The sequence below is a fragment of the Mariniblastus fucicola genome, assembly GCF_008087665.1.
In the GTDB taxonomy this organism is placed as follows: Bacteria; Planctomycetota; Planctomycetia; order Pirellulales; family Pirellulaceae; genus Mariniblastus; species Mariniblastus fucicola.
In genome coordinates, this window is the sequence record NZ_CP042912.1 from 4,109,444 (window position 1) to 4,124,943 (window position 15,500).

The following is a 15,500-nucleotide window of genomic DNA, read 5'->3' on the forward strand; positions in this document are numbered from 1 at the left end:
GATCTGAGGAGATCGGCCGCCATGAGAACGCTCGTCCTGTTAGTCGTCACGGTATTTGGAATTGCCTGTACAGATTCCAACGCTCAAGAAATTCCGCTTGTCTACGATGTCGAGCACACGGGGGCTGACCATCCGGCGCCGCTATTGCCCGAGATCGAAGACCTTCCAATCGTCAGACCGCTAACCGATCCGTTTGCGTGGTCTGATGGAAGCCCGCGATCGACGAAGTTCAGTGACTGGAGCCGTCGCCGATCTGAAATCAAAGCCGAAATCGAACACTACGGTGTTGGTCAAAAGCCGCCGAAACCAGAAAAGATTGAAGCCAGCTACGCGGATGGAACGCTGACCGTGAAAGCGACCGCCAACGGCGAAACGTTAACCTTGACCGCGAAGGTGACTCTTCCCGAAGGCGACGGGCCTTTCGCGGCCGTCATTGGAGTCGGCCGAGGCAGCGGCAGTCTTCCCGGCGACATATTCACCGATCGAAACGTTGCAACGATTGCCTACAACTTTGGCCAGGTTATGTCGCACACGCAAACTCGCGGCAACGAACCGATCAACAAACTCTATCCCGAATTGAAACATATTGGCGCCTACGCGGCGTGGCCGTGGGGAGTCAGCCGAATCATCGATGGACTGGAACTGGTAGAAGCCGATCTTCCGATTGACCGAAAACGTTTGGCCGTCACAGGATGTTCCTTCGCTGGAAAAATGGCGTTGTTCGCCGGTGCCTTCGACGAAAGAATCGCATTGACTATCGCACAGGAATCCGGTGGCGGAGGCGCGGCTGCCTGGCGAGTCTCTGAAACGCTGGGCAATGTCGAAACGCTGGGGAACACCAGCCGAGCCTGGTTTTTGGAGGACATGTTCAAGTTCTCGAACTCGGTTGAGAAACTGCCATACGATCACCATGAACTGATGTCGCTGGTCGCCCCACGCGCCTTGTTGGTGCTGGGAAATCCTGACTACGAATGGTTGGCTGACGAATCGGGATACGTTTCCTGTCGAGCCGCGCACGAGGTCTGGAAAACGCTCGGCGTCGAGGATCGATTCGGATTTTCGATCATCGGTGGACATCCGCATTGCCAACTCCCGGACAGTCAGCGGCCGGAAGTCGAAGCTTTCGTCGACAAATTTTTACTGGGGAAAGAAGCAGACACAGCTGTCACGAAACACCAGTTCGACGACGTTGAGCACGAGTTTTGGCACGACGGCTGGACGAAGGGAAAGTCAACTTATCCGATGCCGGACAAATCAAATATTGAATCGTTCAAGTTCGAGGCCGAAGCAGCGGCACACGGAGCAGACTGGAAGGTCGTCGACGATTCAAAAGTTTCCGGTGGAAAATATCTGACTGTGAAGTCTGGCAAAAACAGCACCGATGCATTTCCTACAGGTGACGATGCTGCGATGAGATTTCAGTTTAAGACAACCAGAGACGCAAAGTATTTTCTGTTTGCGAAAGTGAACTGCGCGTCTGCCGACGACGATTCGTTTTGGCTGAAAGTTGACGACGGCGAATTCGAAACGATAAATGGGCTTGGCACCAACGGATGGGAATGGGTCAAACTGAAAGCGATCCAGCTGAAGTCTGGCGATCACTCATTGACGCTGACCTATCGCGAAGACGGTGCCTTGATCGATCAGATGGCTGTCACGACTTACCCTTTCGGCCCCGCGGAGTTAGAGCAAGAAACCGCGAAATAAAGTGTGTCTCTGTTGAAAACGCCGCATCAAAAATGCTTGCTCCAAACCCACTGGCGGCATCAACGCGGCCAATCCTAAAGACTCCAGACCCGCTGTTTTGAAATTTGTTCCGTTGCATCTTGCCCCACAGTTTCGGTATAGCTGGGAACTGGATGGAAGCAACGAACGAAAGCACTGAGGCACGGATGCCGCAGCGAAAATCAGGCTGGACCGCACAGAAGCCAATTCCGCTTGTCGGCGCATTGGCCGTTGGTCTACTTTGCATGCTCATCACCGACGCCATTGCTGCGGCACCGAGGATGCAGCCGCAATCAGCAAAAACGGACAGTGCAAGCACTTCCCAACGCCCCAGGGGAATCCCAATTGGGTTGGAGTCCGCCTGGATTGTCGACTCCGAAACGGGACTTTCGACACAGAGTGCGAATTTGAAGCTTCCGTTGCTGCGCGGGTTTGGAACGCCTCCGCCAATCGTGAAAATTGGATTCGCCTATACGGACCTTTCAACGCCGGACTCGCTCGGATTGCCCAACGATCTTTACGAGTACTCGATCGGGCTGTCCACGATCAGAAAGATCCGTGAACGCTGGATGCTCAGAACAATGCTGGGGATGAATTTTGCGACCGACAATGAAAACCGCTCAAGCGATGCGTGGCGTTTCACCGGTGGGGTGTTTGCAATTCACCAAAAGAGCCCACAGCTGAGCTGGACGTTCGGCGCCATTGCACTGGGTCGAAGCGACCTTCCTGTAGTCCCGGCAATCGGCGCCGTGTGGCTACCGCGACCAGGTACGCGTGTTGATTTGATCTTGCCGAACCCGAAAGTCAACTTTCTCGTCGCCGACAACGGGCAGCGTCAGCAGTGGTGCTATCTCGGTGGCGGTCTCAACGGAAACACCTGGGGCTACGAGCGCCCCGGCTTTGGCGATGACACATTGACGTACAGCGATCTGCGAATCGTTGCGGGCTGGGAGTCGCGTCCCTCAGCCCCAGCGAACCAGCCGTACGTGCCGGGACGCAAGTTTGGTATCGAAGCGGGTTATGCTTTCTCGCGTGATCTCGAGTTCGAAGACGAAGCGATCGAATTGTCGCTGGACGATGCGTTAATCTTTCGCATCAATACAAGATATTAGGCACTGTTTGGTAAATGTGAGCGGCGAGGCGCTAGCCGCCGTTCCGTTGCGCTTTTTAACGGCGGCGAGCGCCTTGCCGCTCATGTTTGGCCGCGTTGATGACATGAAAATCAATTTGTCAAACAGTGCCTAAGGTGAACTCAGCTTCGATTGTTGCAATCACTAATACCTGAAGTGACGAATTTGCTCGCCACGAGTTCCGATGTCGGTCATCGCCTGGATCCCGATTTCCAGATGCAAGTCGACCCAACGAGAAGTCACCTCGGCGTCCGACTCTTCGGTTTTGACTCCTTCGGGCGTCGTGGGCACGTCGGAAACCAGCAGCAAAGCTCCGCGCGAAATCGAATTGTAGTGGCCCACGATGAACAGCGTCGCGGTCTCCATGTCGATTCCGATACAGGTCAGCCGATTCAGTTTTTCACGGAACTCCTCATCGTGTTCCCAAAGCCGTCGATTGGTCGTGTAGATAACTCCCGTTCGATACTCCAACTCACGCTCGACCATGCAATCCGAGACAAATTTGTGCAGCTTGAAAGAGGGCAGGGCGGGGACTTCTGACGGGAAATAGTCATCGCTGGTTCCTTCACCGCGGATCGCTGCGATGGGCAAAATGAAGTGCCCGATTTCGGTTGAATCTTTCAAACCTCCGCATTTACCCAGGAACAGAACCGCTTCCGGCATGCGGGCCATCAGAATGTCCATGATCGTCGCGGCGTTGGCGGATCCGATGCCGAAGTTGACGATCGTCAGGCCTTCGCCGTTGGACGACGCCTGCATTGGTTTGCCTTCGCCGTAAATTTTGCAGCCAAACCGCGTGGCGAACTGATCGACGTAGTGCGAAAAATTCGTCAGCAGGATATAGTCGCCGAACTCTTCGATCGGCATGCCGGTGTACCGCGGCAACCAGCTTTTTGCGATCTCCAGTCGGTCGATCTTGCTGGCTTCAATTTTGTTGTCGATTGGCTGTGACATGCTATTCCTTCGTCGATTCGTACGATTCACCAATATACTGAATCGCTCAGCCGCTCGATACGCCCACCGCAACCAGCTACGATCTTGAGACGCGGCTTTCAAAGTGTATTCAACGTTCGCGAACTTTCAGCATGAAGCCAGAGTCCAATCACACGACAGACGATGCGTTGCGGCGGACTTTTGTCATCATCCCGATGCTCAATGAGCAAGACTCGATTGGTTTGGTACTCGATGACCTGCCAACGGTTGCCGAAGTCATTGTCGTCGACAACGGGTCAACGGATGAGGGAGCGAAAATCGCTGCGGCTCGGGGTGCAATCGTGATCTGCGAACCCCAACGCGGGTACGGGAAAGCCTGTTTGAAGGGCATCGCACACATTCGAAAACAAGTGGTAACCCCGCAGTCGACGATCGTGGCGTTCATCGACGGTGACTACAGCGATCACGCGGATGAACTGCCGATGCTGATCGACCGAATTGTCAACGAAGATTTCGATTTCGTAGTCGGATCGCGTTCCCTTGGCGATCGACAACAAGGAGCGATGCACTTCCAGGCGATTTTCGGCAATTGGCTGGCGTGTACGCTGATGCAAATTTTCTGGGGAGCCAAATTTAGCGACCTTGGTCCGTTTCGCGCGATCCGATACCAGGCTTTGATCGATCTTGAGATGCAAGACGAAAATTTTGGCTGGACGATCGAGATGCAGATCAAAGCGTTCCGCAATGGCCTGAAGATCACGGAAGTTCCCGTTTCGTATCGCCGACGGATCGGAGTCAGCAAAATCAGCGGGACTGTATCGGGCACATTTCGAGCCGGCTACAAAATCCTGTGGACGATCTTCCGATTCCGGTTTGGCAAGAGTTCATGAATTGCGGCGGCGAACCCTGTTTGATAACTCTTCAAGCTACAGACTCGAAAGTCAGTCGCCAAAGCAAGTCCCAAGGTCTCGGGCCGTCGCAAGTGTGTCACAATCGAGCGGTACAAGCTTCGTTCGCCGCGTGCATTCCTCAAGCGGAACGTAGCTGACCGTCGGCGGGTCAAGCGCGACCATCACGCTGCGCTTGCCTTCGGCAAGAGCCCGAACAGCCGCTGCACCGAAGCGAAACGAAAGTAAGCGATCGCGCGACGTGGGCGAACCACCGCGAAGCAAATGCCCCAGCACAACGGTACGGACTTCGTTTTCCACCAGCGGTCGCAAGCCTTCCGCGACGTACTCACCGATGCCGCCAAGTTTTTTCACTCCACCAGCGTCGTGGTACATTTCCGTTCCGCCAATCGGCATAGCGCCCTCCGCGACCGCGACGATGCTGAACGGTCGTCGACGGGAATTGCGTTCTTTGACTTTCTCCGCGACCTTGCGCAGATCAAAAGGAATCTCCGGGATCAGAATAATGTCTGCCGACCCAGCCAACCCTGCTTCAAGCGCAATCCAGCCCGCATGTCGCCCCATCATCTCGACAATCATGACGCGCCGGTGACTGGCCGCGGTGGCATGCAAGCGGCCGATCGCGTCAGTCGCGTACGATACAGCGGTGTCAAAGCCGAAGGTCGCGACTGTTCCTTCCAAATCGTTGTCGATCGTTTTCGGGACACCAACAACCGTGATTCCCAACTTGGCGACCTGATTGGCGATTCCCATCGAGCCATCTCCGCCGATCGCCACCAAGGCATCGATTTTATGCCTTTTGAAACTCTCGGTCAGACGTGGCGAGATATCTTCTTTGTCAACCGAACCATCGGGCTGCAGGATTTCGTATGAGAACGGATTGCCGCGATTGGTCGTTCCAAGAATTGTACCGCCAGTGTGCGAAATTCCGCGAACGACATCCGGCGTCAAAGGGAACGTGCCCCCTTCGGGAAAGTCTTCCGGGTGCAAAACCCCGTCGAAGCCACTGCGAATCCCCAGACATTCCCAACCTCGTTTCGTCGCGGCAAGCGTGACGGCTCGGATGACAGCGTTGAGCCCTGGGGCGTCGCCGCCTCCGGTCGTGATTGCGATTTTCTTGATGTTGCTGCTCATCGTCATTCCATGGATGCATCGGTTTGAGAGGCCAACATGGTGACCGAAACTTGCGGACAGGGAAAGACGAGGTTTAGTGGGCAAGAATCAGCAATCCAGTAAACCAATGCCTTTTAATCACCAAACTTCGAAAACCGTTTCTCTCTAAACAGAATCCCAGCGGGCCGATTTCATGGCGCCTCGGCGGTCGGCTATACTCAATAAATCACCAAGCCATTCGTCTCACGGAACTCAAAACATGACACGTTTTCTATTCCTGTCCGCCACATTTTCGGTTATTGCGATCGGCGCGTATGTCGCTCCCCTTCAGGGCCAGCAAGCAATTCAAATCTCGCAGCAGAACGAAACAATCGCAGTCTCCGTCGGCGGAGAACTTTTCACCGCGTACAACTTTACTGATACTGCCAAGCCTTTTCTGTATCCAGTTCTCGGCCCAAGTCAGATTCGAATGACCCGTGACTTTCCGATGAAGAAAACCGCAGGGGAGGCAGACGATCACCCGCACCACAAATCGATCTGGATCGGCCACGAAGTAAACGACATCGATTTTTGGACGTGTCGTGGCGGAGCGAAAATCGTCGTCGATGGAGAGCCAACGATCGACAGGGAAGCAAACAGCATCACCGCGAACAGCAGCTGGATCGATGCCGGCCAGAATGTTGTGTGCCGGGATTCGACGAAGTGGAGTTTCGGAGCCGACGAAAAATCAAGGTGGATCGATTGCGTGTTCACACTCGCCGCGACTGAAGGTCCGATCACAATCGATGACACCAAGGAGGGCACTGTTGCGATCCGCACTCACCCCGATTTGCGGCTGAATCCGGACGCTCGCCGGGGCGTTGAAAAAGTTTTTGGCAACGTCGTCAACAGTCAGGGCACCGAGGGCGTTGAAACCTGGGGTCAGTCGTCGGCCTGGCTGCTATATTCGGGCACGATTGAATCGAAGCCAGCAAGCTTGTTGATCCTCGACCATCCGACCAACTTTCGATATCCCACCACTTGGCACGCGAGGGACTACGGATTGATTTCCGCGAACCCGTTCGGACTTCACGACTTTCTCGAAATGGAAGAGCACGCCGGAGCCGTCAAGCTTGCGAAAGGCCAAAGTCTTACGCTGCGATATCGATTTGTATTCTTCGCCGAAGCAGTCAATGTCGACGACGCCAAATCGCTGCACGCCAAGTTTTCCAACAGCGACGCGAATGGTGACTGATTTGAGCCCAAGAGAACCCGTGTTTTCAAATTTAGTGGTGAAACGGGCTAACGAACGTATCGACAACCAAAGTCGGCGATTCACATCATTCCCGGCAGACGTTCCGGTCGTTAGACTCGTGGCATGAAAAACTCTCCTGAACATTTTGGCGATCGGCTAACCGCCGCGATCAAGAACAAGAAAACTCCATTGGTCGTTGGTCTCGATCCGCGCTGGGACAACTTGCCAGACGACATCAAGTCGATCGGAAACCAAGCCGAAGCCTTCGAGGTTTTTTGCAAGGCGATCATTGATGTGGTGGCCGACAAAGTCCCGGCAGTAAAGCCCCAATCGGCTTTCTTTGAACAGCTGGGACCTGCAGGAGTTGTCGCCCTCGGTCGCGTTACCGAGTACGCTCGCGAAAAAGGATTGCTGACGATCATGGATGCCAAACGCGGCGACATCGGCTCGACAGCAACGGCGTACGCAAAAGCCTATTTGGACCGAAGTGAAAATGGTCCCTGGCAATGCGACTCGTTGACCGTGAACCCGTATCTTGGTGACGACAGCCTGACTCCGTTTTGCGATGTCGCGATGGAAAATGGTGCTGGAATTTTTGTCCTGGCGAAAACTTCCAATCCCGGCAGCAAAACATTTCAGGAGAAAACCATCGGAGCCGACGGCGGCAAGCTTTTCGAACTGGTTGCCGACCATTTGCAAATGCTGGCCGCAAGAAACATTGGCGATTCAGGATTTGGGTTTGTCGGGGCTGTTGTCGGAGCGACCTGGCCAGAGGAACTGGTTGCGTTGAGGAAACGAATGCCGAACGTGATCTTTCTGATTCCCGGATTCGGTGCGCAGGGTGGTTCGGCGGCGGATATCGCTGGCGGTTTGAATGAGCATGGTTTGGGCGGCGTGATCAACAGCTCGAGGGGGATCATTTTTGCCTACGAGCGACCTGAATTCGAAGCCATCGTGAACTGGCAAGACGCTGTTTCGTTGGCGGCGGACATGGCGATCGGCCAGATTGCGGCGGATTCGAATGCCGGCAAGCTGCGACTATAGCGTTGTACGGGCTACAGCAACTTTGAGAGTTCTTCCGCCACTCGATCACATTTTCCACGATGAGCCGTCGGAGTTTTGGCGGGCCACACTTGGCTCATATCGACGATTTTGATCTCGTTGCCGATTCGGGCCAACTCCCAGCCGGTCGCTTCGGCGAAGGCATCAATGAAAGACTGTGGCAGCCATGAACCGGGTTCGAACTCTGCCGATGGCTCACGTTCAAGGTACAGATTGAGCTGAGGATCAGCCGGCAATGTTGTTTGCTCTTCGGTCTGGGTTTTGGTTTGAGTGTGCATGGAGATGGCTTCAAAAGGGGAAATCTGCGAGCCAATACGGGGGTGGGGGTGCCTTCAGTTTGCTGGCAAAGTCGAGGAAATATGGTTTTCGGGTGCCGTCGCGGTTAGAAAAACTGCTGAAATGGCCGTTCCAGCGACTTTCTGCAAAGCGAAAACTCGTGTTCTGACGATTCTGGGGTTTTGCGAGACGCTATTCCGAAAGCCATCGTTGGAAATCGCCGAAAATCCGACGCTTCTGAGCTTGTTGACCCTTGTTGCATTCCGGGCAAATGTCTAAACTCTTCCCCTTCATCGCTGAGGGATTTTTCTGCACTTAGCGATCCGAGGCTCGGGATTCCCTGGAGCTTTTCCCTGTTTTGTCCGATTTCAGTTGGACACGGCTTGGCCGTAGCATTGAATGTTAGTTCGGCTGTAGCAATGGAGAATAGAAGTGCCTGGCACAAAATCATATAACGCACAAACTGACGCATCACTCAAACAGGAGTGGTGGATCGTCGACGGTGAAAACGAAACCGTTGGTCGAATCGCGGCTGATATCGCAACCGTCCTGATGGGCAAGCACAAGCCGACTTACACCGCGAATGAAGACGTGGGCGATTTCGTTGTCATTACAAACTGCGAAAAACTGGTTCACTCAGGTAACAAGCGTGACAAGCGCCGTTACACCTGGTACACCGGCTATACAGGTTTGCGCAGCGAAACGATCGGTAACCGTATGCAACGAAAGCCTGAACAGGTGATTCGCGATGCAGTGCGACGCATGTTGCCAAAGAACAAGATTGGCCGCAAAATGTTGGCCAAGTTCAAGATCTACTCGGGATCTGAGCATCCGCACGAGGCTCAATCACCAAAGCCGTTTGATCAGTGGCGTCGTTCGAGCAGCAAATAACCAACCCTCAATCACACAGCTAATCCGCTAACGGAAAATCATGGCAAAGACAGACCAAAAAACAGGCGAAGCACTCGGCACGGGCCGACGCAAATCTTCGGTAGCTCGCGTTCGCGTGAAAGAAGGATCCGGCAAGATCACCGTAAACGGCAAAGCCTTCGATGCTTTCTTCGTTAACGAGCAAGATCGCCGCGCGGTTCTCGATACGTTTGACGCTGTTGGTGCTCGTGAAAAGCTTGACACACGAATCGTCGTTAGCGGCGGCGGTGTTACAGGTCAATCTGGCGCTTGCCGTATGGGACTTGCTCGTGCCTTGGTCAACATGGACACCGAATACTTTGCTGCACTTCGTGACGGCGGATTCCTGACGCGTGACTCGCGCATGAAAGAACGTAAGAAACCTGGTCTTCACGGTGCCCGCCGCGGAACACAGTTCTCGAAACGTTAATCGAAAAACGAATCAGAATTTCAATGGCTGGGACAATGTCTCAGCCATTTTTTTTTTCGATACAATATCTGTGCCACCACCATTGCACATAATCCTTCCAAACCAGGTGGCGAATCCGTTCATGGAAAATCAATTCAAACTCCCAGACGAGAATCTCGGAAACGGAGAATCTTCGCGCCGAGTCTCTGACCTGATCGAAGAGATTCGGGCTGATATTGATTTTGAGCTGGACGATGCGGTCACTGATATTGTTCGCGATCTCCCGGAAGAATACTTCCAACGAATGGACCACGAGAATCAGGTAACGCATCTCAAAGGTCTAATCGCGTCCCGAATTTGCCAACTTAGCAGCGAACTGTTTTTACCGTCGACCGATGGGACGCAAGTCGCTGTGCTGGGGCGGAAAAGCTATCGCGGGCAGTTGGCCTATATTCTTTCAGAGCTTCCCGGCAAGCGAACCCGACTGGTCGGCGCCAACATCTACACGGCCCGATCACATGGCTTCATCCTGGACGTGTTTGAGTTTGAGACCGACCAGAACCCGGCAGTGGATGCTTCTTTCTCTGCCGAGATCGTCGAGAAACTGGCTGAGAAGACGGCCAGCCCAACGGATTCCGTGGCGGACTTCCTGTCACGCATTCGAACGACCAGCGCGAAGTCTCCCAACCTCGAAAAACTGGCTCGATTCTACTCGGCTTACCAACAGGTTAGCCCCCAGAAGCCGATTGTCGTCGATCAGGGCGAAAGCGTTGACAGCCTTTCAGATATCGTGCTTGCCATCCAGTCTCAAGACGAGCGGCTCACTTTTCAACGGACGACAGAGAGCCTTTCGAAACTTTCACTGGACATCGAACAGGCCGAACTGGTCGTTGTCCGGTTTGACAAAGCGGCCGATGAGCCCGTCAGCCAACGCAGCAATAAAGTCGTCTTGATGAACTTTCTGGTTTCAGAATCGGAAGTCGGTCCTTTCGAAGTCGAAGCCTGGATCGATAGCTTGACTTCCGTTGTATCGGGATAGACGATGGTGTTTCTGGTCCGACGCATCGTTTTGAATCGGGCTTCACTTCCGAACACCTCGCACCTGGACTGATCGATGAAGACTTTGCTTTCGCTGTTTGGCATGTTGCTTCTATTTTGCAATCCAGGCGTCTTGGATGCGCAAGACGCCGCCGAGAAAAAGCCGCTCAAGGTCTTCATTCTGGTCGGCCAATCGAACATGCAAGGCCATGCTCGAATTCATACGCTTGAGCACGTCGGCATACGAGAGGAAACGAAATCCATTTTCGAAATGCTGGCGAATGCTGATGGTACGCCAAAGGTAATCGAAGATGTCTGGATCAATTCGCTTTCGTCCGACACCGTCAGGAAAGGGAAGCTGACGGCTGGTTATGGAGCCGACGAAAACAAGATCGGTCCGGAACTTGCGTTTGGCGCCGCGATGCAGCCACTAGTCGGCGAGCCGATCCTGATCATCAAAACGGCTTGGGGCGGGAAGAGCTTGCACACGGATTTTCGCCCTCCCAGTGCCGGCGAATTCGTTTTTTCAGACCAGCAGATCGAGCGATTCCGCAATCAGAAAAAAGACATTGACTCCATTCGCAAACAAAAAAAGCAGGACACGGGGAAGCACTATCGTCTGATGCTCGAGCACGTAGACGCAGTCCTGAACGACATATCGACGACTTACCCTGACTACGACACGGAAGCTGGATTTCAGCTGTCCGGCATGGTTTGGTTTCAGGGCTGGAACGACATGGTCGATTCCGGCGTCTACCCGCAACGCGATCAACGAAACGGTTTCGCTCAATACAGCAATCTTCTGGCGCACTTTATTCGCGACGTTCGCCGAGATCTGAAGTCTCCCGAGCTGCCATTTGTGATTGGAGTCATGGGCGTCGGTGGTCCGACCGCAGAATATCCAGAAGAACAAAAGCGTTATCAGAAAGTACATCAGAATTTTCGCGACGCGATGTCAGCTCCGGCGGCGATGCCTGAGTTCAAAGGAAATGTGAAAGCAGTTCTGACAGAGAATTCCTGGGATTCGAAACTGGCATCACTCCGCACCCGCCAGGCAAGCGTTGATGCAAAACTGCGCAAGGCCCGTAAAGAAAGCAAACTGGAAGGTGAAGCTTTGACAGCATTGCGCGAGAAACTTTTTGAAGAAGAGTTTTCGCCTGAGGAGCGCGACGAGTTGCAAAAAGGCGTTTCCAATCTTGAGTATCACTACCTCGGTTCCGCCACGATATTGACGCAGATCGGCAAAGGTTTTGCGGAAGCGATGCACCAGCTCGAACCAACGACTGCAGCCCGATAGCTTGGCTCAGACAAGGAACTGACGGCGCCAAAATCAGAAAAGTCAGTGCCTGGAACGAACCAGGCTTCTCCGGCGACGTACCATTCTCACGCAACACATTTCCACTCGCTAGCATGATCGATCAAGCTATTCGGCTTGCTCCTTTTCTGGCGTTTCGGTAGTTACGCCGCAGAAAACATTAAAGAATGAGGTCAAGGATGACCGGAGTACTTCTCCAAACTCGACACACGAAAACCGCGTCCGCGCAAAAACTACGCCATCTGCCTTTCCAGGTGATGACCGTAGTCCTGTTGCTGACTGCGATCTTTCTTTCTGGCTGCCAAAGCTTTGGGAACCAGTTTCAAACTTCGATGCCGATCCCGGATCCGGTTCTGGACACATCGCAGTTGGACAACGTTCGCTACCAGAGTCCACAGGCTCCGGGTGGCGGTCAGGCTGGAACGCCGGGAATGCTCAATAAGCAATCTCACCGGCTCACGCTCGACGGACCGATCGTTTCGATCGACGAAAACGCTGACCAATCGCAGCTGATCGCAGAGGTCAACTTTCGCGGCAACTCCAAACTTGCATCACATCAGCTACGCCGAAATATCTCCACGCGTCCAGGCCGCTACTACGACCCTGACAAGCTTCAGCAGGACGTCCAGCAACTATGGAAAATGCCGGAAATCGCCCGCGTCAACGGTCCGTATATTGAGCAGACCGACAACGGTATCGTCGTCACATTTGACATTGAGGAACGAAATGCGATCGCCGACATTACGTTTATCGGAAACCGCGGCATCGACGATCGAACGCTTCGAAAAGAATCCGGACTTGGCGAAATCGGCCACCTCGACGTTCACCGAATCCGAATGGCCAAATCCCGCATTGAAGAACTGTATCGCGAACGAGGATTCCCTCGCACGCAAGTTGAAATCAAGGAAGGCAACGAGTCCAATGATTCTCAGATCGTATTCCTGATCCACGAAGATCAGCAGCAGCGAATTTGGAAAGTCGAATTTGAAGGCAACTCGGTCGCTCCGGACGGACGCCTGAAAAGTCTGATCAAGGCCAAGCCTGGCATTCTCAAAGTCTTCGGCGGACTGGCTCAAAAGAAACAGATCGACCAGGACATCGTACGCCTCGAGTCGTACTACAAGAGTCTTGGCTATTTTAGTGTTCAAATCGGTCGTGACATCAGCGAGAGCAACGATGGTCGCTGGTTGACGGTTCGATTCATTATCAATGAAGGTCCACGCTACAAAGTTCGCGAAGTCCGATTTGTGGGCAACGAACGATACGATTCGGAAGACCTTGAAAAACTGCTCAAACTCAAGCCCGGCGCAGAGGGACAACCAGAGTTCAATTCGGCTCGCATGTCAGAGGACGTTGGCGCACTTCGGGATCTCTATGGCGCCAATGGGTTTGTCTATGCGAACGTCGAGGCTGAGCCGCGTTTCCTGGAAGAACCTGGCTATCTGGACATGGTGTACCGGATTTCTGAAGGCGAGCAGTATCGCGTCGGCCAAATCAATGTGAACTACAACGGAGGAAACGGGATTACTCGACGTGAAGTGATCCTGAATCGACTGTCTCTTCGTCCTGGCGATTTGATCGATGCCAGGAAGCTTCGTACCGATGAAATCAGGCTTGGTTCGGCTCGAATTTTCGCGACCGGTCAGGAAGCCGGCGGTAGTCCTCCCCGAATTGTGGTCCGGCCACCGGAACGGGGAAGCGAGTTTAATCGCATCGCGAAAAAGCTTGGAGGAGTGAGTTCTCAGCAAAACAGCGATCAAACAGATCGCTACTAGGTTGCTCTTCCTGAGCCCGAAACATTCTCGTTCACCGCTAACTGAAATTGCAATGGTATCCAAACAATCACATCGACCAAAAAGCCGACTCGCAGTGCTTTGCGTTGCCTTGGGTTTGATCGCTGGTGCTGGCTGCGCCATGCAGGATCAGTTTTCGATCCCTCGCGACAACAGCTCGTTTAACGACCTGGTTCAAACTCGCTTTCAACAGTCACATCCAGTCGCTCAAGCAAAACACCTTGCTGCAATCACCGATGGCATTGAGCCGATCATTGATGAAAGCAATTCGACAGCGGCGAATGAGACCAGCCAACAGGTACGCGCACAAAGCCCCGACAACTCGTCCGGAGGCTTTGGCCAGTCAGGAAGCTTTGGGCAGGCCAGTCAGATTCCTGCCAGTGGAAACGGCCAAGGCGTTCAACGAACGGCGTATCAGTATCCTGAAAACTCACAACAAGGCGTAATCTCACCAAGCTTCGGACTTCCATCAGAAAACATTGGCTCCCCCAACGAGCTGAATTCACTGATCCAACCGTACGAGCGTGGCGGCAATGCGGCGATGCCGATCGGTCAAAACTATGCCGACCTGGATGTTTTCGTTGGTGAAACTCAAACGGGAAGCATCAACATTGGTGGTGCTTACAACTCGGACAACGGAATTGTCGGGCAGTTTGTCATTGATGAGCGAAATTTCGACATCACCGCGTTTCCCCGTAGCTTTCGAGACTTTTTCGATGGCACGGCGTTCCGCGGCGGAGGCCAGGCTTTCCGACTTGAACTGGTTCCCGGCCAGGAAGTTCAGCGCTACCTGGTCAGTTTTTCGGAACCCTACATGTTCGGAACGAACTACAGCTTCAGCCTTTCCGGATACCTGTTCGACCGCAACTACTACGACTGGGATGAGCAACGAGTTGGAGGCCGCGTTTCGATCGGCCGTCGGCTGACTCCGGATCTCTCGTTCAACGTCGGATTGCGAATGGAGAACGTTGAGCTTTCAGATCCCCGAACGAACACTTCTCCGACGCTCAACGAAAACCTTGGCGACAGCGACCTGTACCTGTTCAACGTCGGCTTGATCCGCGACACGAGAGACCATCCATTCCTGGCGACCGAGGGAAGTTACCTTTCCATGATGTACACGCAAGGATTTGGCGATTTCGATTACCCGCGTGGCGATATCGAGTACCGCCGCTATCGTTTGATGTACGAACGACCGGATGGTTCAGGCCGTCACACGGTCAGTTTTGGCACGAAACTGGGTTTCTCGGGATCCTCGACGCCGATCTACGAAAATTACTTCGCGGGTGGTTTCTCAACGCTTCGCGGATACGAATTCCGCGGTGCCGCGCCACTTGAAAATGGTGTTCGTGTAGGTGGTGAGTTCCAATGGCTCAACACGGTCGAATACATGTTCCCGGTTACAGCAGACGACATGATTAAAGGCGTCGCGTTTGTAGACTTTGGTACCGTCGAAGACAAAATCGAACTTAATGGTGACAACTTCCGAGTCGCACCAGGCGTTGGACTTCGTGTCCACATGCCGGCCCTTGGCGGCGGAGCACCGCTGGCGTTCGATTTTGCTTTCCCTGTGAACTCAGCGACGGGTGACGAAGAGAAAGTCTTCAGTTTCTACATCAGTGCGAATCGCTAGATCAGTTGCGAATGAGCAGAGC

The 15,500-nt window shown here is 53.6% G+C and carries 14 protein-coding genes; 11 read left to right on the forward strand and 3 right to left on the reverse strand.

Annotated elements, in window-relative coordinates; translation table 11 throughout:
* Positions 1–21 precede the first annotated feature (21 nt).
* Together MFFC18_RS15050 and MFFC18_RS15055 are read left to right on the forward strand one after the other, a co-directional pair.
* A complete protein-coding gene (locus MFFC18_RS15050; protein WP_238381206.1) occupies positions 22–1,707 on the forward strand; it encodes an alpha/beta hydrolase family protein in 1,686 nt (561 codons plus the stop codon).
* Positions 1,708–1,859: 152 nt separating this feature from the next.
* On the forward strand, positions 1,860–2,837 hold the full coding sequence (locus MFFC18_RS15055) for a DUF6268 family outer membrane beta-barrel protein (RefSeq protein WP_075083392.1): 978 nt from the start codon (positions 1,860–1,862) through the stop codon (positions 2,835–2,837).
* Positions 2,838–2,999: 162 nt separating this feature from the next.
* Here the strand turns inward: MFFC18_RS15055 and MFFC18_RS15060 are convergent, their stop codons facing one another.
* Positions 3,000–3,809, reverse strand: coding sequence for an AMP nucleosidase (locus MFFC18_RS15060; RefSeq protein WP_202907510.1), 810 nt, complete (start codon positions 3,807–3,809; stop codon positions 3,000–3,002).
* 131 nt (positions 3,810–3,940) lie between these two features.
* Between MFFC18_RS15060 and MFFC18_RS15065 the strand changes: the two genes are divergently transcribed.
* Positions 3,941–4,678 carry a glycosyltransferase family 2 protein gene (locus tag MFFC18_RS15065; protein ID WP_075083393.1) on the forward strand — a complete coding sequence of 246 codons (738 nt, stop codon included), beginning with the start codon at positions 3,941–3,943 and terminating at the stop codon, positions 4,676–4,678.
* 51 nt (positions 4,679–4,729) lie between these two features.
* On the opposite strand, the gene MFFC18_RS15070 is transcribed toward MFFC18_RS15065, so the two are convergent.
* On the reverse strand, positions 4,730–5,830 hold the full coding sequence (locus MFFC18_RS15070; RefSeq protein ID WP_075083427.1) for a 6-phosphofructokinase: 1,101 nt from the start codon (positions 5,828–5,830) through the stop codon (positions 4,730–4,732).
* A gap of 238 nt (positions 5,831–6,068) precedes the next feature.
* Between MFFC18_RS15070 and MFFC18_RS15075 the strand changes: the two genes are divergently transcribed.
* Both MFFC18_RS15075 and pyrF read left to right on the forward strand, forming a co-directional pair.
* Positions 6,069–7,043 (forward strand): DUF6807 domain-containing protein, encoded by a 975-nt coding sequence (locus MFFC18_RS15075; protein WP_075083394.1) that lies wholly within the window; start codon positions 6,069–6,071, stop codon positions 7,041–7,043.
* A gap of 123 nt (positions 7,044–7,166) precedes the next feature.
* Positions 7,167–8,087: an orotidine-5'-phosphate decarboxylase gene (pyrF, locus tag MFFC18_RS15080; protein WP_075083395.1), complete on the forward strand. Its 921-nt coding sequence runs from the start codon at positions 7,167–7,169 to the stop codon at positions 8,085–8,087.
* Between the two features lie 11 nt (positions 8,088–8,098).
* On the opposite strand, the gene MFFC18_RS15085 is transcribed toward pyrF, so the two are convergent.
* On the reverse strand, positions 8,099–8,383 hold the full coding sequence (locus MFFC18_RS15085) for a hypothetical protein (protein ID WP_075083396.1): 285 nt from the start codon (positions 8,381–8,383) through the stop codon (positions 8,099–8,101).
* A 430-nt stretch (positions 8,384–8,813) separates the two neighbouring features.
* On the opposite strand from MFFC18_RS15085, the gene rplM reads away from it, so the two are divergent.
* From rplM to MFFC18_RS15115, 6 genes are all read left to right on the forward strand, one after another.
* Positions 8,814–9,272 (forward strand): 50S ribosomal protein L13, encoded by a 459-nt coding sequence (rplM, locus tag MFFC18_RS15090; RefSeq protein ID WP_075083398.1) that lies wholly within the window; start codon positions 8,814–8,816, stop codon positions 9,270–9,272.
* 40 nt (positions 9,273–9,312) lie between these two features.
* The gene (rpsI, locus tag MFFC18_RS15095; RefSeq protein WP_075083399.1) at positions 9,313–9,720 is read left to right on the forward strand and encodes a 30S ribosomal protein S9; all 408 of its coding nucleotides are present in this window, start codon (positions 9,313–9,315) and stop codon (positions 9,718–9,720) included.
* 121 nt (positions 9,721–9,841) lie between these two features.
* A complete protein-coding gene (locus MFFC18_RS15100) occupies positions 9,842–10,738 on the forward strand; it encodes a hypothetical protein (RefSeq protein ID WP_075083400.1) in 897 nt (298 codons plus the stop codon).
* Between the two features lie 75 nt (positions 10,739–10,813).
* Entirely contained in the window at positions 10,814–12,034 is a 1,221-nt protein-coding gene (locus tag MFFC18_RS15105) for a sialate O-acetylesterase (protein WP_075083401.1), read from the forward strand.
* 197 nt (positions 12,035–12,231) lie between these two features.
* Positions 12,232–13,827, forward strand: coding sequence for a BamA/OMP85 family outer membrane protein (locus MFFC18_RS15110; protein ID WP_162273920.1), 1,596 nt, complete (start codon positions 12,232–12,234; stop codon positions 13,825–13,827).
* 52 nt (positions 13,828–13,879) lie between these two features.
* The gene (locus tag MFFC18_RS15115) at positions 13,880–15,478 is read left to right on the forward strand and encodes a BamA/OMP85 family outer membrane protein (RefSeq protein WP_075083403.1); all 1,599 of its coding nucleotides are present in this window, start codon (positions 13,880–13,882) and stop codon (positions 15,476–15,478) included.
* Positions 15,479–15,500: the final 22 nt, after the last annotated feature.